This window comes from Ralstonia mannitolilytica, from assembly GCF_000954135.1.
In the GTDB taxonomy this organism is placed as follows: domain Bacteria; phylum Pseudomonadota; class Gammaproteobacteria; order Burkholderiales; family Burkholderiaceae; genus Ralstonia; species Ralstonia mannitolilytica.
Genome location: NZ_CP010800.1, coordinates 1248428 through 1267626, shown reverse-complemented (window position 1 = coordinate 1267626; position 19199 = coordinate 1248428). Strand labels below are relative to the sequence as shown.

Sequence of the window (19199 nt, the reverse complement as noted above, 5' to 3'; positions counted from 1 at the left end):
CCAGCTGAAATCCCCATGAAGCCAGCCAACCCCAAGATCCTCTGCATTGAAGACGACGTTGAAACCGCCGAGTTGATCACCGAAGAACTGGCCGAACACGGCTACACCGTGATCACGGCGAACGATGGTGAGTCCGGGCTGGCGATGCTCCTGCGCGAAGCCCCCGATCTGGTGCTGTGCGACGTAGGCATGCCGGGCATGACCGGGTTCGAGTTGCTGGAGCAATTGCGCACGCTCGCGCCACGTTATGCTGAAATTCCGTTCGTCTTTTTGACGGCGATGGCGCAACGCGACTCTGAACTGCGTGGGCGTCGCCTGGGTGCTGATGACTATGTGACCAAACCGGTCGACTTCGAAATCCTGATGAGCATTGTGCAGACCCGGCTCGCCAGACGGCCGCGCACGCATACCGCACATCCGCCCGTACAACTGAGCGAGCGTGAGGTCGAGGTGCTAGCATGGTCTGCGCGCGGCAAGACATCGGGTGAGATCGCCACGATTCTTGGGCTCTCCAAGCGCACGGTCGATTTCCATATGGACAATGCGCGCGAAAAGCTGGGCGTCGCCACGCGCATCGAAGCCGTGGTCAGGGCTTCCAGCTCGGGCATTATCAAACCATAGGGGCCGCCGCACGAAGCGGCGGCCATCGCTCAGACCGGCGCTTCCTCAAGGGGCGAGTCTTCAGGCGGCTCCTTGCCGAGGAATACCATCCGCAACGCAGGCACGATCACCAGCAGCATCAACGGGCCCACCAACATGCCGCCCACAACCACGGTGGCTAGGGGCCGCTGCACCTGGCTGCCGATGCCCGTGGAAATCGCCGCCGGGAACAGGCCGATACACGCCGACAGGGCCGTCATCAGCATTGGCCGCATGCGCTGTTGCGCCGCATGGAACATCGCTTCAGTTGGCTGGAGGCCGCGCTCCCGGCGCAAGTCGTTGTAGTAGGTGATCATCAGGATGCCGTCCATGACCGATACACCAAACAACGAGACGAACCCAATGGCCGCCGAGACGCTGAAGTCCAGCCCCGTCAGGAACAGTGCCGCTACCCCACCGGTGATCGCAAACGGAATACCGGCCAGCGCCATCAGGCTATCGCGCAGCGAATTGAACAGTCCATAGAGCAGGACCAGAATCAACAGAATGCTGATCGGCACCATGACCGCGAGCCGCTGCTTGGCCTGTTCGAGTTCTTCAAACTCACCCGCCCACTCGATGCGGTAGCCTTGCGGCAACTTGACGTGCTGGGCGATGCGCTGCTGCGCTTCTTCCACCGTGCCGCCCAGGTCGCGCCCGCGTACACTGAACTTGACCGGAATATAGCGGGCGTTCTTCTCGTGATAGATGTACGACGCCCCCGTATCCAGCGTGATGTCAGCCAGCGCCGAGAGCGGAATGTAGGCGTTGCCGCCATTCGCGTTCGAGTAGGCGACGCGGATGTTGCGCACCGCATCGATTGTGGCACGGTACTCCGGGGCCAGCCGCACCGTCAGTGCAAACTGCCGATCGCCTTCCAGGATGGTGGTCGCCTGAGAGCCCGACAGGGCCGCTTGCACCACGGTGTTCACATCCCCAGTGTTGAGCCCATAGCGCGCGGCCGCCTCACGGTTGATGCGCACGTTCAGGTTCGGTTGACCGAGCACGCGGAAGATGCCCAGGTCTGTGATGCCTTTGACCTCGCTCATCTCGCCCTGTACCTGATCGGCAAGCCGCTCCAGCACCTGCAGGTCCGGGCCGATGATCTTGACCGAGTTGGCCCCCTTCACGCCCGACAACCCTTCTTCCACGTTGTCCTGGATGTACTGCGAGAAGTTCAGGCCGACCCCGGTGAACTCACTGGTGAATTCTTTCTGGATCTGCGCGATCAGCTTCTCCTTGGTCATCCCCGCCGACCATTGGTCGAACGGCTTGAGGGGCACGAAGAATTCAGCGTTGTAGAAGCCCGCGGCATCACTGCCGTCGTCGGGGCGACCGTGGGCCGACACCACCGTGCGCACCTCGGGGTGCTTGAGCAAAATCTGGCGCATGCGCGCGACCGGTACCACGCCCGATTCCAGCGACGCCGTTTGCGGCATCGTCAGCCGAATCCACAGGTTGCCTTCTTCAAGCGCCGGCAGGAACTCCGTACCCAGCAGCGGCATGAGCGCCGCCGTTACCGCCAGCACGACCGCGCCGATCGTCACGGCAATGCGCCGGTTGGACAAGGACCACGTCAGCGCAGGCTGGTAGACCTTGTGCAACGCGCGAACGAGCCAGGTTTCCTTCTCTTCGATCTTCTTGGGCAGCAGGTACGAGCACAGCGCCGGCGTGACCGTGAAGGTGGCGATAAGCGCGCCCGCCAACGCGTAGCCATAGGTACGCGCCATCGGGCCGAAGATCTGGCCTTCCACCCCCTGCATGGTGAACAGTGGAACAAATGCGGCCACAGTGATCAGTGCGGAGAAGAACACCGCGCGATCGACCTGCAGCGCACTGACGAAAATCATGCGCAAGCGCTCCGGCACGCGGAAGCCCAGCATCTTCGCGTCACGGCTCATCAGCAGGCGCGTCTGCTCCGCCGCCGGCATCTGGAAGTTGCGGAAGATGTTTTCGACCAGGATGACCGACGAATCCACGATGATCCCGAAGTCCACCGCGCCCACCGATAGCAGGTTGGCGGATTCGCCGGTCAGCAAGAGGATCAGGATGCTGAAGAACAGCGCAAACGGAATGTTGGCGCTAACGATGATGGCGCTGCGCAAATCGCCCAGGAAGATCCATTGGATGAAGAACACCAGCAGGCAGCCAAACAGCAGCGCATGCATGACCGTGTGCGTGGTGACCGAGACGAGCTCCGAGCGGTCGTAGTAACGCTCGACCTTCACGCCTGCCGGCAGCGTGCCATCGGTGTTGATCTTGTCCAGCTCGGCCTTGACGCGCGCCACCACGTCGTTGGTCTGCATGGTGCGGTTCATCACCACGATGGCGGTGACGACGTCGCTTTCGTTGTCACGGCCGGCAATGCCCAGACGGGGCGCGAAACCAATCTTCGTCTTCGCGACATCCTTGACCTGCACGGGCACGCCATTGGTCTGCGTAAGGACGATCTTGTCGATGTCCTTCACGTCTTGGATCAGACCCACGCCGCGGATGTTGACTGACTGCTGGCCAAAGTTGATCGTGCGCCCGCCGACGTTGATATTGGCGTTACCGAGCGCCGTCATCATCTGCGGCAGGGTGACGCCATAGGCTTCCAGCTTCTTCGGGTCGACCTCGACGTCGTACTCCTTGGTCGTGCCTCCCCAACTGACGACCTGCGCCACGCCCGGTACGGTCTTCAGGCGGCGCTGCAACACCCAATCCTGCAAGGTGCGCAGGTTGGTCAGGCCAAAGTGGGGCGGGCCCTTCAACTGATAGCGCACCACTTCCCCGACCAGGCTGGACGCCTGAATTTGCGGCTGCACATTGTTGGGCAGGCTGACGTTCTGCTGGAGGGCAAGTGCCGCCTGCGTGTAAGCAAAGTAGTAGTCGATCCCGTACTTAAAGGTCACGCGCACGAACGACAACCCATAGAACGACGTGGAGCGGATGTTCTCCACACCGGGCGTCGCCGCGAGGCCGATCTCCATCGGCACGGTGTAGTACCGCTCCATTTCTTCGGCCGACAGACCGGGCGTTTGCGCCGTGATTTCGAGAATGACGGGAGCGGGGTTGGGGTACGCCTCGATGTTGAGCTTGGAATACGCGAACAGCCCTGCCGTCACGAACGCCAGCAGGAACAACAGGATCAGCGGCCGTCGCAGCAGCGACAGCTTCAGAATCGCTTTGAGCACGGTGAACTCCCCTCAATTAGCGCTATTGACGCTGCCGGAGGCAGCCGTGCTCAGATACAGTGCCCCTTCGTTGGCGGCCAGCTCGCCTGCGTTCAGGCCTTCGAGCACCTGCACAAAGCCATCCTGCTCCAGGCCAAGCTTGATCACGCGCCGCGCAAAGCGCTTGCGGTCGGTCGTAACCCACGCGGTCATGGTGCCGTCGCCTTCGCGGACCACGCCGTCCATCGCCAACGCTGGGGATTGGATGGGCGCGCCGGTGGTGATGTCGAATGAAGTGAACATGCCGGGGCGCAGTTCGTGCTTCGGGTCGTCGATTTCCGAACGCACCAGGATGCGGTGCGTGTTGGCGTCGACCGATGCACCCACGGTGGTGATCTTGCCGTTGAAGACCCGGCTTGGGAACGCCATGACGTGAATCTTGACCGGCTGGCCGACGTGCAGCAGCGGTGCATCGGCTTCCGGCACGAACGCCTGCATCCACATGGTGGACACATCAGCCACCGTGAATGGCGCCGTACCGTTGCCGGGCTGCAAGAGCAAGCCTGGCTGCGCGCTGCGCGCGGTCACCTGGCCCGAGATCGGGCTCACCACCGTCAGCAGCGAATCAGTCTTGCGCGTCTGCACGATCTGGTCCATCTGTGCGGGCGTCTTGCCGAACACAGCCAGGGCTTCACGCGCGGCCTTGTAGGCCGCCTCGGCGGCTTGCTGGTCGGAGATAGCCTGGTCCAGATCCTTCTGTGCCAGGCCCTGGATCTCATACAACTGGCGCGCACGAGCGAGCGCATCAGTCGTCAACTTGCGCGTACCAGCAGTGGAAATCAGCGTGGATTCCGCTTGCACCAGATCAGGGCTGTCGATATCGAACAGCGGCTTGCCCTTGGCAACGATGTCGCCCACCTTGGCGTAGGTGTTGCGGATCTTGCCTTGGTACGACGTGAAGACCTGCACAGCGCGGTCCTCGTTGAAGTCGATATTGCCCACCGCCTCGCGCCGGTTGGCGAATTCGCGCAACTCTACGGGCGCAACCTTGATGTACTGCAATTGGCCCTGGCTCAAGGTCACGGCCTGCCCATCGCGTGAGGGTGGCGCTGGCACGGTGACCGGCGCGGCTGCATACGATGGTGTGGGCGCAGCTTCCGAGCGCTTTTGCCCCCAGATTCCCCACATCAGGCCGCCAACGACCAACCCGGCGACAACGCCCCCAATGGCTGCGGACTTGTAATCAACCTGCACAGCAGTACCCCAGTTGATAGAAATTTTGCCCGCATGATGCTGCCCGCACGTGGAGCGGTCTACTGTGATGAATCACAGTTCGCAACGATTCGACGCCCCCATAGAATCGGCGCCATTCGACCAAACTGGGTGCTTCCATGCCCGCCAACACTGCCCACGGCATGCCATCGTCCGCCACTGTTCTTCTGCGCCTGACCATCGTGGCGGCGGCATGCCTGTTGACCGCCGCCTGCGCGGTCGGACCGGATTTCAAGACTCCGGATGCTCCGAAAGTGACTGGCTATACGCCCAAGCCGCTGCCGCAGCAGACATCGGCTGCAGCCACGCAGGGCGGCGAAGCACAGCGCTTTGTCTCGGGGATGCCAGTTTCCGATCAATGGTGGAAGGCGTTCCAGTCAGAAAAGCTGAACAAGACGATTGCCGATGCGATTTCCGCCAGCCCCACGCTGGCCGCCGCCCAGGCTGCACTGCGCGTGGCGCAGCAGCAAACGCGCGCGCAACAAGGAGCGTTCTTCCCAATGCTGCAAGGCTCGTATCAACCGAGCCGACAGCAAAACGCCGTCGGCACGATTTCGCCCACGCTCACCTCTGGCGCACCGATCTACACCCTGCACACCGCGCAGCTCACGGTGAGCTATGCCCCAGACGTCTTCGGCCTGAACCGCCGGCAGGTGGAATCACTGAAGGCCACCGAAGAGGCACAGTACTTCCAGATGGAGGCGGCTCACCTCACCCTTGCGTCCAACATCGTGGTGGCGGCAGTGCAGGAAGCCTCGCTGCGCGCGCAGATTGAAGCGCAACAACGCATTGTCGGCATCAATACGCAGTTGCTCGACAACCTGCACAAGCAGTTCGCGCTGGGCGCGGTAACGGGGCTGGATATTGCAGCTGCCGAAACGGCGCTTGCGCAGGCCGAGCAGGCGCTACCCAACCTGCAAAAGCAACTGGCGGTTCAGCGCGATCTGTTGGCTGCACTGGCCGGCAAGCTGCCTAGCGAAGGCATCGCCGAGACGTTCACCTTTGCAGACTTCACGCTGCCGCAGGACTTGCCCGTGTCGCTGCCATCGGATCTCGTCCGGCAGCGCCCTGACGTGCGCGCAGCCGAAGAACAGCTGCACGCCGCAACAGCGCAGGTGGGCGTGGCGATCGCCAATATGCTGCCCCAACTGACGATCACCGGCACCAAGGGCGGCACCGCAGAAATCTTCAGCCAGATGTTCCGGGACGGCAACGTCTTCTGGAGCCTGGTCGGCAATGTGGCGCAGACCTTCTTCGATGGTGGTGCGATGCTGGCGAAAAAACGGGCAGCCGATGCGGGGGTCGATCAAGCGGAGGCGCAGTACCGTGGCACCGTCATCACTGCATTCCAGAACGTCGCCGATACCCTGCACGCGCTAGATGCCGATGCCGACGTGCTGAAAGCCGCGCTCAGATCCGAACAGGCAGCACACCGAACTCTAAACATCACGGATAGGCAGCGCGCGATCGGCCAGGTCAACATCCTCGCTGTGCTGAATGCAGAACAGGCCTACCAGACTGCTGTGCAAGCCACGATTGGGGCGCGTGCAAACCGATTCGCCGATACGGCAGCGCTGTTTCAAGCCCTAGGTGGCGGGTGGTGGAACCGGCCCAACGCTGACGTCGCACGGCGCTAAAACCGATGAGGCGCCAGCCTTCTCGCTGAGGGCTGACGGTTAACTCAATGGGACTTCAAAGATCCATTTGAACGTCCACCGGTCGGTGGCGCGCGTTAAGCCTCTGCCCACGCCAAAGTTGAAAACGAACGGCTTGCGATCCACGTCAAACGCGAGAAAGGCCGTGTGCTGCTGTTCGTATAATGGCAAGACATGGTCGACGCGACCCAGACCGGCGTAGTACTCCAATCCGGCACGAATGCCTGTGGACACCGTACGGGCGATCTTGAGGGCCGGGGCGAATTCAGGCACGCCACTGCGATCCTGGCCGGAGAGATTCCAGTCGAGCACCGGGTTGAGCGCCCATAGCCATTGCTCATTCTGATAGCCATAAATCGGCCGGAGCTCTACCGCTTGTTGTGATTGCTCAAAGCGACTTGCAACATGAGCAAGCTCGACGTTGAGACCAGCGAAGTAACCGACACCGTCTTCGGGTCGGACGGGCATCCATTTGACGCGCACCTTTGGCCCGGTGACGTAGTAGGTATTTTCGCGCGTGAGCGCGGTTGGGACGTACACACCGAGTTCCACCGAAGGCGTCAAGCCGTAAGAGAATTCAGCAGTGCCCCGCCAGCCATGCGGTGTCGTGACCTCGCGCGGATAAGACGGTTCTCCAATGCCGCTTGGCGTCGTGTTCAGATGCAACTCCAGTCCAAACTCGCCGGGCGCGTTGATGTCACCGGTGTAGACCTGAATCTCATCAGGAAGGACGGCATACGCCGGAAGCGCAGTTAGACCCAGTACCGTTGCGATGACTCCAACAAGGCTGGATAAGCGAGTGTGTTGCATGGGGGGCTCCAATTTCTGGCAGCCGAAGCATAGACGTCGTGCATGCGTTTTTCCGAATAACCCGGTGACGCAAACGAAAACCTGCATGAGATGCGTTTTCGTTTTCACTCTGTCGGTCTTCCTCTTTTACCGCGTTCGACAAATAGCGCACTGTGATTTGTACGGTATCACTGTGTGGGAGACGTGACCTACACTGAATGGAGGGCAGGACTTTTCAAGTATGCGCTATGCCTATCGAACAGGTTCGTGGCCATAGGTCCAAATGGAGTATCAAGAGGCAGATGATGGTAGGAGTTCTCAGAATGCGCTCTCTTCCTTCCGCACTGCAGATGCGCACCATGAGCACAATGCTGGTCATGTCCCTCGCCGGTTGCTCGACTATCTATGAAGGCAAATATGCCTACGACGAGGGATGGAGACTCGGAGAAATCGAAAAGATTGGTGCACCAGCGGATCTGGGGCGGTTCGGAGCGCTGTGCCGCCAAAGGCGAGACCTGTCTGCAGCGTATCCTCCGGTTGCTGTCGTAAGGTTCGACTTCGGAACCACGGCCGGCAGATATATGCATAGCAGCCATAAACTGCAACACGTGGTGGTGCAACTGCCTCTCGACAGCCCGTTGAAAAAGGACGCGCACGTATACGTGAACATCCGGGATTGCGAGCAACCCCTTGTCCCCGTTGGCAAACTGGACTCAAAACCGCTTCAGCTACCCGGCGCGTGAGGCAAGATGTATGTAGGCTGTTGGCCTAGCCTCATCCCGTCACCAGCCCAGCGATCCGCACCAGCACCAGTCCAGCGGCCACCACGAGATAAGCCCGCAGCACAAACATCCACGTGCGCTTGAGCGGTGTCCAACGTGCTGGCGTGAGCTGCTCCAGCGGCGGCATGGTCCAGTGGTCGCGATCGAGCACGCTCACGCGCAGTGGATGCTGGGGTCGATGACTGCGCCGCTCGATGTGCCACAACACCAGCGACATGACAATGGCGATGAGCGAACCGCCGATCAGGATCGCGCCGATCTCGAATTCGCCGATGCCGGGAAACAGCACCGCCGCCGTCAGGATGACGGAGAGCATCACCAGCACCGCCACCACACCGCCGGTGAAGATGTTCATCGCGCGGCCGTTCGTCCAGGGGCCCAGCACAGCCTTGTCATTGCACAACAGCAGCAGGAACACCGTCGCGCTCGGCAGCAGCACGCCGGCCAGTGATTGCACCGCGTTGGTCAACAGCCCGAGCGGCACACCCGGCGTCAGCACCAACCCTGCGGCCAGCAGCGTCAGCCCGAAGTAAATCGCATAGAAACCCTTGGCCTCCGTCGGCTTGCGATGCAGCGAATGCCGTACAGCGAACACATCGCCGATAGCATAGGCCGTGGACAGCGACACCGCGCATGCGCCGATGATGCTGGCGTCCAACAGCGCGATCGCAAACAGCACACCGGCCCAGCGGCCCGAGTGCGCTTCCAACCCTTTCGCCGTGCCCAGTGCATCGGTGTAGTTGCCAAACTCTGGCGTACCGTGGAAGGCCTGCGCGCTGAAGGCGATCATCGCCACGGCACCGGCAATCACGAGCACGATGCCCAGCCACAGGTCCGCTCGCTCATAGCGGATGAAGCGCGCGGTGATCCGCTTGTCGATCACGTAGCTCTGCTGGAAGAACAACTGCCACGGCGCCACCGTCGTCCCCACGATGGCGATGATCAGCAGCATTACCTCCGCCAGCGGTGCACCGGCCGGTAGAGCAGGCACGAAGAAGTCGCGCGCCACCTGCCCCATCGGCGGGTGCACCATCACAAAGATGGGAATAAGCGTGAGGCTGCCCGCCACCAGCAGCAGCGCAAAGCGCTCGAAGCGGCGGAAGTCGCCCGTGGAGGCGGCCAGCATCACCAGCGCGGCCGCTGCACACACGCCCCAATGACGCGGGATGCCGAGATACTCCAGCGCCAGGCTGATGCCGATGAATTCCGTCACCAAGGTCAGCGCGTTCACCAGAAACAGGTCGATGACGGAGAAGCTGCCCCAGAACTTGCCGAAGCGCGCAAAGATCAGCCGCGCATGGCCGACGCGCGTGACGGCGCCCAGGCGCAGCACCATCTCCTGGTTCACGTACAGCACAGGGATCAGCAGCAGCAACGTCCAGAGCAGCGTGGTGCCGTAGTTCTGCCCGGCCTGCGTGTAGGTGCCGAAGGCGCCGGCATCGTTGTCGCCGACCATCACGATCAGGCCGGGCCCGAGGATGGCGAGCAATGTACGCAAGCGCGCACGCCAGCTATCACGCGCGCCGGTGTCATGGTGGGCGATGGTGCCGAGCGCCCCACGGATGTCGCCCACATGGGCGTCGTCGAGAGCGGCATGACGTGGTGGTGTGTCGATGCCCGAAGTCAGTTGGGTCATAGCGACCTCCGATTTGTTATTGGGTGATTGGATGACCCACCGGTTACCAATAGGTGCGCGACAGCCGGACGGCAGCGGCAGCGTAGCCGTGGTTGGAGAGCGGCTGCCCACCGTCGTCAGCACGCCGGTTGGAGGTGGCGGGCACGGCGTTGGCACGCTCGGGCGCACCGGCCCGGGCCTGCACGAACGGCGAGCTGAACGGCAGCGCGATTGCCGAGAAACGACGGGCGGGGATGTTGAATTTGCGCATAGGTACTCCTCGCCACATGCGCACGACGGGTGCATGGCATGCGGCAATCGCCGCACAGGGGTCGTCTTACCCTGGCGGCAGATTCAAACAATCAAGGAGCGATGCAGACACCGCTGCCTTGCCTGGGCGGCAAGTCAGCAGCAGGGAAAACCGTGCGGCGGACTGGCCTAGTGGGAAACTGATGTGGTTGTCGGATAAGGTCGACTCGGACTGTCCATATGGGTCCTCCGTAGGCGTTAGAACTCCGCGTGGGCACGAATGCCAAAGAACTTGGCAGGCCCGCGGTCCCGGTTGTAACCGGGGTTCTGGATCAACTGAAAATCGGGGCTGAGCGTGATGCCCTTGACCGGTTGAAAGCTGTAGAACACTTCGAGTATGCGCTCGTGGCCATAGTTCAGTGCGCCGTCACCCAGGAAGGCGCCGCTGCCGCCCGCCGCCAGATAGGCACGATGATCCGGGCCCAGCATGTTGAGCGAAAAGGCCGCCCCCAACACATCATTCGGCCGCCCCCAGGACGTGCCCTTGAGCAGACCGCCGAACGACACGTTGCGGCCCACCTCGGTAAAAGCATAGGTCTCGGTCTTGTCATCCGACCAGTTCAGGCGGGTGAACAGGCCCAGGTTTTCGCCCACTTTCTGCTCGAACGACAGGCCGACGCCCACCTTGGCGTGCTCGCGCCGCACCTGGCTCAGGTCTGGCGCGGCACCGGTGGCCTGCCCGAGCGCAATCGCATCATCAAAGCGGCCCATGCGCGCGAAGTTGCGCCAGCCCAGCAAGCGCACCTTGCCCTCCTGGCCGAACAGCGTGTAGCGCTTTTCAAGCTCCAGCATGTCGCCGTAGTGCTTCAGAAAACGCGTGTCGAGCGGCAAGCCGTTGGACTCAAGCGGTTGCAGGAATCGGCCCGCGCGGACGGCCCAGCCCAGCTCGCTGTCGATGTACTCCAGCGCAACGCCCCAGCTGTAGCCGCGCGCATCGGCCGCATAGTCGAACGACGGGTGCGTCATGAACGACCAGTTCAGGAACTGCGTGCGCGGGTCGTGCGCGTACTCCACGGCATCAAAGACATCGAGCACCGGCAGATTGCCCGCGGTCAGCACCACGCGACGCTTGTCGACCACGTCAGCGAACTGGTTGAAGTCGGCGTCGACCTTTTCTGTGTCACCGCCCAGGCCCCAGGTCTGACGCATGAAAACGCGGGCGCGGTACAGCGTCGGGTCAGTGCCCGTGACCTTGGCCAACTCGCCGTTGGTGGGGCCACCCAGGCCATGCAGATCGGAGAACGCCTTGCCCATCACCACTTCCGGGTTGAAGTGGAATTCCGCGCCCTTCCACAGCCGCATGCCCAGGTCCAGCGTCGTGCTGAAGGAATAACTCGTGGCGCGGCCCGCCGTCAGGCTGTTGTCGCCGCTGTACGGCGACTTGAAGGCGGGCTTGGCTTGCCAGACCCACGTCGATTGGCCATGGAAGCCGAAGCGGTCGCCCAACTCACCACCGGCAGGCAGCGCATCTGCAGCCGGAGCAGAAGCCGGAGCTTCTTGCGCTTGGGCAGCATGCGTGAAAGCAGAGAACAAAGCCATCGCAGCCAGCAAGGCCGGACGACGGAGGGGACGCAGAGCAGCAGCGCGCACCAGAACGAGCGGACGCACTGCAACCCAAGCGTACTGCAGCATCGAGAAAAACAGCATGAGACCTCCCTCGTCTGCTTCTATGACAGACGTAGGCATGGGCCGACCACGAGCCTCCCAGGAACCACGCACGCAAACGCGTACGCGGCCACATGGCCGTGTCGATAAAACGATCGAATGATGGGAGAGGCTTGTGCGGAGAACCCGCTCAAGATCCACTACCCGCCGTGCAATGCGGCTAGGCAGTGGTGAAGCGCAGCGATGCGCCCAAACTGTCTAGCCGTTCAACGTGCGACCCAAGGTCGACTAGAACAACTGTCCATGGAGATCACTCCGAGTTCTGACGGGGCGAAGGGTAACAAAGTCATACGTAAGCCTGCAAGCAGTTTTTCCGTTGGCTTTGAGCAACGCGTCGCAGCCGTCAAACAACGTGGAATGCCGGCCATGGAACGGGAGAACGCTGAACGCCAAGAGGGAAGAGAATCAAGTGGCGAATAGGAGCGCCTACAAAAAAGGGAATGCGGCGGAATTGGGCAAGTGTCTGCGCACCTGAGCCTGTCAGGAATTTTGTGTTTGAGGCATAGCATGTTGGAAAGGAGCATCTATGCCAAGCAAGAAGAAACCGGCGGCAGCCGGCACGGCGGCGCTGCCGTCTATTCCCCACGAACTCATTGAACAACTGACCGGCGGCACCACGCCGATGACGGCCGAACAGATCAACGCCACCACCATGGCGCTGAAGAAAGCGCTGATCGAGCGGGCGCTGGGCGCAGAACTGTCGTACCACCTGGGCTACCCGCCCGGCAGCGCCCGCCCCGAGGATGCAGCCAACCAGCGCAACGGCAAGTCCGCCAAGACGGTGCTGACTCAGGACGGGCCGCTGCGCATCGAAGTGCCGCGCGACCGCGCAGGCTCCTTCGAGCCCATCCTGATCCCCAAGCACGAGCGGCGTTTCACCGGCTTTGACGACAAGATCGTAGCCATGTACGCGCGGGGCATGACGGTGCGTGAGATCCAGGGCTTTCTGGCCGAGCAGTACGGCACCGAGGTCAGTCCTGAATTCATCAGTTGCGTCACGGATGAGGTAATGGCCGAGGTCACCGCCTGGCAGGCACGCCCGCTGGAGCCGATGTACCCGGTCGTATTCTTCGACTGTCTGCGGGTCAAGATCCGCGAGGATGCCGTGGTGCGCAACAAGGCCATCTATCTGGCGCTGGGCGTGCTGCCCGACGGCACCCGCGACATCCTGGGCCTGTGGATCGAGAACACCGAGGGGGCCAAGTTCTGGATGAAGGTGTTCAACGATCTGAAGACCCGTGGTGTAGCCGACATCCTGATTGCCGTCACCGACGGCCTCAAGGGCATAGCCGAGGCGCTTGGGGCGGTGTTTCCGACCACGACGCTGCAGACCTGTATCGTGCACTTGATCCGCAACAGCCTGGACTATGCCAGCTGGAAGGACCGCAAGGCGCTGGCAGCGGCGCTCAAGCCCATCTACACGGCGCCCAGCGCAGAAGCCGCAGCGGCCCAACTCGATGCCCTGGAAGCTGGTCCCTGGGGGCAGAAGTTTCCCACGGTGGTGGCGGCCTGGCGCCGGGCCTGGGAGCGCGTCATTCCGTTTTTTGCGTTCAGCCCGGCGGTGCGCAAGGTGATTTACACGACCAATGCCATCGAGAGCCTGCACAGTCAGCTGCGCAAAATCATCAAGACGCGGGGGCACTTTCCCAGCGATGATGCCGCCACCAAGCTGCTGTGGCTGGCCTTGCGCAACATCACGGCTGACTGGGGCCGAGCAGCCAGGCAGTGGAAAGACGCCATGAACCAGTTCGCCATCGCCTATGGGGAGCGCTTTACACGACCGGCCGCGTAATATGTCCACCGGGCTCGTCTGAAACGGCAGCCCGAATAAAAAGCCTTGAACACAAAAATTCAGACAGCCCCGCGCACCTCAAATTTCGGCGGGCCCTCTGGACAGACTACATAGGTAGCTGAGCTAAGCCGGACCTGACGGATCGATTCAAGCCGACTATCTCGCACACGGGATCTATCGCAGCGAGTGAGCGACATTGAGGCGTCTTTGTACTTTTGCGTGCCAGGGGGGATGCTGATACACTCCGGCCCGTTGTCATTGGGGAGTAGCCATTCCGGGCGCAATGCTCGGAAGTCCACGTCAACAAACTTGAGACCTTGCCGTCTCATGGTGTGGACAGCCTCTGCTGCAAGCAGAGCCGCTAGGCGAGACCTTTGGCCGCGACGTGCACACCCAGGCCGGGCGACGCGCGTCGTTGCGCCATTGGTTTATCTCGTTCGCCTGGCTACCTCATTTCATGCTCCTCACAATCGGTCTTTTCCTGATATCGGCAGGCGCCATCTATTTGGCCTGCGAGTACTTCGTCAACGGCATTGAATGGTGCGGCAAGCGACTGAATCTCGGCGCCACAGCCGTCGGCTCGGTGTTGGCCGCCTTTGGCACAGCACTGCCTGAAAGTGCCGTCACGTTCGTTGCCGTGGTCTTCGGTTCGACGCCTGAGCAGAAAGATCTCGGCGTCGGTGCTGCGATGGGCGGCCCGCTTGTTCTGGCCACACTCGCATATGCGGTAGTTGGTTTGGCGTTGATGATGAATCGACGCGAGCTTGGCCGTCCCACCGCGGAAGTCAAAGTCGACCATGCACGCATGAGCCGGGACCAGGCCGCTTTCCTGGGCGCCTTTGTTGTCAAGGTTGCCCTGGGGCTTGTTGCCTTTGCATACAAGCCTTGGCTGGGCATTCTTTTCCTGGTCGCCTATGCGATCTATGTCTGGCGCGAGATCAAGGACAGTGACACGGCACCTGAAGAAGAGGAACTGGAGCCCCTCTCGATTCGCCCGAAGTTGGCGGAACCTCCACTGGGGTGGGCCGTGCTGCAAGTGCTGCTCGCGCTGGTCGTGATTGGCGGCGCTTCACACGTCTTTGTGGCACAGCTTGAAGCGATTGGCACAGCGCTGCACTGGCCAGCACACCTTGTCGCGCTATTGCTCAGCCCCGTTGCGACGGAGTTGCCCGAGACGATGAACGCTCTGATTTGGGTCCGCCGGGGCAAGGAACGCCTCGCCCTGGCAAACATCTCGGGGGCCATGATGATTCAGGCCACCATCCCGAGTGCACTGGGGATCTTCTACACTCCATGGCGATTTGACGGGCCGCTGCTTGCGTCCGGCATCATTACTGCGGTCGCCATCTTGTTCTTGTGGATGATGTTCCGGCGCGGAGTCGTGCATGGGCGAACCCTGGTAGCAGTCAGCTCTTTGTACGCGCTTTTTGCGTTTGTTCTCGCGATCGGGTTTCCAGTGACCCGCTAACAGGACGCCTTGCATGGGTTCATACTGCCGACACTCAGCCGGGCATCTGAGGCGGTCGGCGATGGACATCCGGTGGCAAGACGACAATGCTTGACTCTCGCACCGCACTGGTTGCATGGCTGGGCAGGCTGGCGCCCCGGGGACGGGACACTCGCGCGCGCCTCTTTCATGCTCCAGCCTACTTCGCTATTTTTTCTAACTTACTTCGCTATTCTCGCCAGTCAGGTCGGCGCTTTTTCTAATTTTCTTCGCTATGCCGACACCGGCCGCCTTGGCGAATACGCCGATAGTCAGATTCTCCAAATTGTTTTCCATATCGTTTGACTCCGTACATGACTACGGAAATAAGCTTAAGCCATTTGGAATACGTTTGCCATTGCTCTTTTCTAAGTCGAGGAACCATGAATATGAATATATCGACCGAATCGCGACTGGAACTCAAAGCGGCGGTGACGCGTGCGCAGCAGAAGCTGGCGGACGAGTTTCCGTTGCAGGCACGGATCGAAGACGCGCATCCCACGCTGCAGTCGACCTATGCCAGGATTCTCGGTCATTGGATACGCGAAGCAGCACCGCCCGCAGCGGGGATTGGGTCGCAGGCGGTGCTCGACGCGCTGTGCGCGATGGATGCCATCGTCATCGGCGAGCAAGGCATCGGCTGCTATCCCTTCAGCGCTCGCCAGACTGAAATCCACGTTCATTTCGCCGGCAAGAGTGTCCATGCCATGTGCGCGATCGATGCGCTCGCGATTCCACGCATGGTGCGGCACGCCGCGCGCATCATAGCTCGGTGCGTGGTTTGCCGCTGCCACCTCGCCTGCTCGCTGGCGGCGAACGGCAGTGTCGAGAAGGAACATCAGAATCCGGAGGCCGCACGCGTCGTCTGGGAATCCGGTGCGGGAGAAGGACAAGCATGCTGCAACAGCTTATGCGCCAATATCAATTTTGTCTGCCGGCATTGCACGACTTCCCCAGGCGCACTCACCTTTTCTTTGCCACAAGCGGCTGCCGTGGGCAATGCCTTTTTCGCGTTCCAGAGGAGGCTGCTTGGCCACTATTCCACATGACGAGGCATGCGAACGGCCATCTGTGCCCGATGCGCGAAGGATGGCGGGGTGCGTTTTCGCTGCCGTGCACGCAGGACGAAAAATTGTTTCGCATATGGCCTGACTCTGTACCTGACTACGGAAGTAAGCTTAAGCTATTCAATTCAGCTTTGAAAGGACAAGCGTATGTCTGAACCTCAAAACGGGCGCGGGGCGCTCTTCACTGGAGGGCTAGCCGCCATTCTTGCCTCGGCCTGCTGCCTGGGGCCGCTGGTGCTGATCGCCCTGGGGTTCAGCGGCGCTTGGATCGGCAACTTGACGGTGCTGGAACCCTATCGCCCGATCTTCATCGGCGCAGCGTTGGTGGCGCTGTTCTTCGCCTGGCGGCGCATCTACCGCCCGGCGCAAGCCTGCAAACCGGGTGAGGTCTGCGCGATTCCCCAAGTGCGAACTACTTACAAGTTCATCTTTTGGGGCGTCGCCGCGTTGGTATTGGTCGCGCTCGGATTTCCCTACGTCATGCCATTTTTCTATTAATCACAGGAGTTCGTCATGAAAAAACTGTTTGCCTCCCTGTTGCTTGCTGCCGCCATCGTTCCCGCCTGGGCCGCCGTGCAAACCGTTACCCTGTCGGTGCCGGGCATGACCTGCGCCGCCTGCCCGATTACCGTCAAGAAGGCGATTTCCAAGGTCGAAGGCGTCAGCAAAGTTGACGTGACCTTCGAGACACGTGAAGCGGTTGTCACGTTCGATGATGCCAAGACCAGCGTGCAGAAACTGACCAAGGCCACCGGAGACGCGGGCTATCCGTCCTCAGTTAAGCGTTGAGCCGCGAGGAGGCACTGCGATGTCCTTAATCACACGAGTGACCGACAAGGCCGGTTCCCTCGGCAGCGTCGTTTCTGCGATGGGCTGCGCCACCTGCTTTCCCGCCATCGCCAGCCTGGGCGCAGCGATCGGGCTGGGCTTCCTGAGTCAGTACGAAGGGCTGTTCATTCGCATCCTGCTGCCGACGTTCGCCGGCATCGCGCTATTTGCCAATGCGATCAGTTGGCGCAATCATCGGCAGTGGCGACGGACTGCGCCCGGCGTGATCGGCCCTGTCCTGGTGCTGGCAGCGGTGTTTTTGATGCGGGCTTACGGCTGGCGGAGCGGTTGGCTGCTGTATATCGGCCTGGCCTTCATGGTCGGGGTATCGATTTGGGATTTCATCTCGCCAGCAAAGCCCTGCTGTGGCCCGGACGGCTGCGAACTGCCACCAAAACGCGGATGACGGCATTGGCCGTCACCGAAGTAAATAAAAGGAATTGATTCATGACCACCTTAAAGATCACCGGAATGACCTGCGATTCGTGCGCTGTGCACGTCAAGGACGCGTTGGAGAAAGTGCCGGGCGTGCAGTCGGCAGTCGTGTCCTACCCGAAGGGCACCGCGCAACTCGCCACCGAGCCCGGCACCTCGCCGGATGCGCTGGCCGCCGCCGTGGCCGGCCTCGGCTACAAGGCCACGCTCGCCGATGCCCCATCCACTTCAGTGCGGGGCGGATTGCTTGGCAAGGCGCTGGGATGGCTGGGCGGTGGCGACAAGGCTGGCGGTGATGGGGGTGGACTGCACATCGCCGTTATCGGCAGCGGTGGCGCCGCGATGGCTGCGGCGCTGAAAGCCGTCGAGCAAGGCGCGCACGTCACGCTGATCGAGCGCGGGACCATCGGCGGCACCTGCGTCAATGTCGGCTGTGTGCCGTCCAAGATCATGATCCGCGCCGCCCACCTCGCCCATCTGCGCCGGGAAAGCCCGTTCGATGGCGGCATGCCACCCACACCGCCGACGATCCTGCGCGAGCGGCTGCTGGCCCAGCAGCAGGCCCGTGTCGATGAACTGCGCCACGCCAAGTATGAAGGCATTCTGGATGGCACTCCAGCCATCACCGTTCTGCACGGTGAAGCGCATTTCAAGGACGCCCAGAGCCTTGCTGTCCGTTTGAACGAAGGCAGCGAGCGCGTGGTGGTATTCGACCGCTGCCTGATCGCCACGGGCGCCAGCCCGGCCGTGCCGCCGATTCCCGGCTTGAAAGAGTCACCCTACTGGACTTCGACCGAGGCCCTGGTCAGCGACACCATTCCCGAACGCCTGGCCGTGATCGGCTCGTCGGTGGTGGCGCTGGAACTGGCGCAAGCCTTTGCCCGACTGGGCAGCCAGGTGACGATCCTGGCGCGCAACACCTTGTTCTTCCGCGAAGACCCGGCCATCGGCGAGGCCGTCACCGACGCTTTCCGTGCCGAAGGGATCACGGTGCTGGAACACACGCAAGCCAGCCAGGTCGCCCATGTGGACGGCGAATTCGTGCTGACCACGGGGTACGGTGAAATACGCGCCGACAAACTGCTGATCGCCACCGGGCGGACACCGAACACGCGCAGCCTGGCACTGGACGCGGCGGGGGTCACCATCAATGCGCAAGGGGCCATCGTCATCGACAAGGGCATGCGCACGAGTAGCCCGAACATCTACGCGGCCGGCGACTGCACCGACCAGCCTCAGTTCGTCTATGTGGCGGCAGCGGCCGGCACCCGTGCCGCGATCAACATGACGGGCGGAGACGCGGCCCTCGACCTGACCGCGATGCCGGCCGTGGTGTTTACCGATCCGCAAGTGGCGACCGTGGGCTACAGCGAAGCGGAAGCGCATCACGACGGGATCGAGACCGACAGTCGCACCTTGACCTTGGACAACGTGCCGCGTGCGCTTGCCAACTTCGACACACGCGGCTTCATCAAGCTCGTCATCGAGGAAGGTAGCGGACGGCTCATCGGCGTGCAGGCGGTCGCGCCGGAAGCGGGCGAACTGATCCAGACGGCGGTCCTGGCAATTCGTAACCGCATGACGGTGCAGGAACTGGCCGACCAGTTGTTCCCCTACCTGACGATGGTCGAGGGGTTGAAGCTCGCGGCGCAGACCTTCAGCAAGGACGTGAAGCAGCTTTCGTGCTGCGCCGGTTGAGAAAAAGGAGGT

At 61.8% G+C, this 19199-nt stretch carries 17 protein-coding genes and 1 riboswitch; of the genes, 11 read left to right on the top strand and 6 right to left on the bottom strand.

Going from position 1 to position 19199, the window contains the following annotated elements:
- Window positions 1-15: 15 nt before the first annotated feature.
- A complete protein-coding gene (locus tag TK49_RS22195; protein ID WP_012435734.1) occupies window positions 16-621 on the top strand; it encodes a response regulator transcription factor in 606 nt (201 codons plus the stop codon).
- Window positions 622-650: 29 nt separating this feature from the next.
- Here TK49_RS22195 and TK49_RS22190 read toward each other — a convergent pair whose 3' ends face one another.
- Together TK49_RS22190 and TK49_RS22185 are read right to left on the bottom strand one after the other, a co-directional pair.
- Window positions 651-3815 carry an efflux RND transporter permease subunit gene (locus tag TK49_RS22190; protein ID WP_012435733.1) on the bottom strand — a complete coding sequence of 1055 codons (3165 nt, stop codon included), beginning with the start codon at window positions 3813-3815 and terminating at the stop codon, window positions 651-653.
- Window positions 3816-3827: 12 nt separating this feature from the next.
- A complete protein-coding gene (locus TK49_RS22185; RefSeq protein ID WP_021197846.1) occupies window positions 3828-5048 on the bottom strand; it encodes an efflux RND transporter periplasmic adaptor subunit in 1221 nt (406 codons plus the stop codon).
- Between the two features lie 137 nt (window positions 5049-5185).
- Between TK49_RS22185 and TK49_RS22180 the strand changes: the two genes are divergently transcribed.
- The gene (locus TK49_RS22180) at window positions 5186-6703 is read left to right on the top strand and encodes an efflux transporter outer membrane subunit (RefSeq protein ID WP_012435731.1); all 1518 of its coding nucleotides are present in this window, start codon (window positions 5186-5188) and stop codon (window positions 6701-6703) included.
- A 39-nt stretch (window positions 6704-6742) separates the two neighbouring features.
- On the opposite strand, the gene TK49_RS22175 is transcribed toward TK49_RS22180, so the two are convergent.
- A complete protein-coding gene (locus TK49_RS22175) occupies window positions 6743-7531 on the bottom strand; it encodes a hypothetical protein (protein ID WP_012435730.1) in 789 nt (262 codons plus the stop codon).
- 338 nt (window positions 7532-7869) lie between these two features.
- Here TK49_RS22175 and TK49_RS22170 point away from each other — a divergent pair, with 338 nt between their 5' ends.
- Window positions 7870-8253: a hypothetical protein gene (locus TK49_RS22170; protein WP_233902599.1), complete on the top strand. Its 384-nt coding sequence runs from the start codon at window positions 7870-7872 to the stop codon at window positions 8251-8253.
- Between the two features lie 31 nt (window positions 8254-8284).
- Here the strand turns inward: TK49_RS22170 and TK49_RS22165 are convergent, their stop codons facing one another.
- The 3 genes from TK49_RS22165 to TK49_RS22155 all read right to left on the bottom strand — a co-directional run bounded on the left by TK49_RS22165 (window position 8285) and on the right by TK49_RS22155 (window position 11863).
- Window positions 8285-9928 carry an Nramp family divalent metal transporter gene (locus tag TK49_RS22165; RefSeq protein ID WP_012435728.1) on the bottom strand — a complete coding sequence of 548 codons (1644 nt, stop codon included), beginning with the start codon at window positions 9926-9928 and terminating at the stop codon, window positions 8285-8287.
- 43 nt (window positions 9929-9971) lie between these two features.
- Window positions 9972-10178 (bottom strand): hypothetical protein, encoded by a 207-nt coding sequence (locus TK49_RS22160; RefSeq protein ID WP_012435727.1) that lies wholly within the window; start codon window positions 10176-10178, stop codon window positions 9972-9974.
- Window positions 10179-10414: 236 nt separating this feature from the next.
- Window positions 10415-11863 carry a carbohydrate porin gene (locus TK49_RS22155; protein ID WP_012435726.1) on the bottom strand — a complete coding sequence of 483 codons (1449 nt, stop codon included), beginning with the start codon at window positions 11861-11863 and terminating at the stop codon, window positions 10415-10417.
- 544 nt (window positions 11864-12407) lie between these two features.
- Between TK49_RS22155 and TK49_RS22150 the strand changes: the two genes are divergently transcribed.
- The 8 genes from TK49_RS22150 (at window position 12408) to merA (ending at window position 19187) form a co-directional block, all read left to right on the top strand.
- The gene (locus TK49_RS22150; RefSeq protein ID WP_045220114.1) at window positions 12408-13673 is read left to right on the top strand and encodes an IS256 family transposase; all 1266 of its coding nucleotides are present in this window, start codon (window positions 12408-12410) and stop codon (window positions 13671-13673) included.
- A 248-nt stretch (window positions 13674-13921) separates the two neighbouring features.
- A riboswitch (yybP-ykoY riboswitch) is annotated at window positions 13922-14032 on the top strand.
- Window positions 14033-14130: 98 nt separating this feature from the next.
- On the top strand, window positions 14131-15141 hold the full coding sequence (locus TK49_RS22145) for a sodium:calcium antiporter (RefSeq protein WP_012435725.1): 1011 nt from the start codon (window positions 14131-14133) through the stop codon (window positions 15139-15141).
- Between the two features lie 90 nt (window positions 15142-15231).
- Window positions 15232-15465, top strand: coding sequence for a hypothetical protein (locus tag TK49_RS24650; protein ID WP_157774030.1), 234 nt, complete (start codon window positions 15232-15234; stop codon window positions 15463-15465).
- An 83-nt stretch (window positions 15466-15548) separates the two neighbouring features.
- Window positions 15549-16208, top strand: a complete 660-nt coding sequence (locus TK49_RS22140) for an organomercurial lyase MerB (protein WP_032489134.1) — start codon at window positions 15549-15551, stop codon at window positions 16206-16208.
- 165 nt (window positions 16209-16373) lie between these two features.
- A complete protein-coding gene (locus TK49_RS22135) occupies window positions 16374-16724 on the top strand; it encodes a mercuric transport protein MerT (RefSeq protein ID WP_032489135.1) in 351 nt (116 codons plus the stop codon).
- 15 nt (window positions 16725-16739) lie between these two features.
- Window positions 16740-17015, top strand: coding sequence for a mercury resistance system periplasmic binding protein MerP (gene merP, locus TK49_RS22130; protein WP_032489136.1), 276 nt, complete (start codon window positions 16740-16742; stop codon window positions 17013-17015).
- A 19-nt stretch (window positions 17016-17034) separates the two neighbouring features.
- Window positions 17035-17460: an organomercurial transporter MerC gene (gene merC, locus TK49_RS22125; protein ID WP_035884597.1), complete on the top strand. Its 426-nt coding sequence runs from the start codon at window positions 17035-17037 to the stop codon at window positions 17458-17460.
- A gap of 41 nt (window positions 17461-17501) precedes the next feature.
- Complete coding sequence (gene merA, locus TK49_RS22120; protein WP_035884596.1) at window positions 17502-19187, top strand: mercury(II) reductase; 1686 nt, start codon at window positions 17502-17504, stop codon at window positions 19185-19187.
- Window positions 19188-19199: the final 12 nt, after the last annotated feature.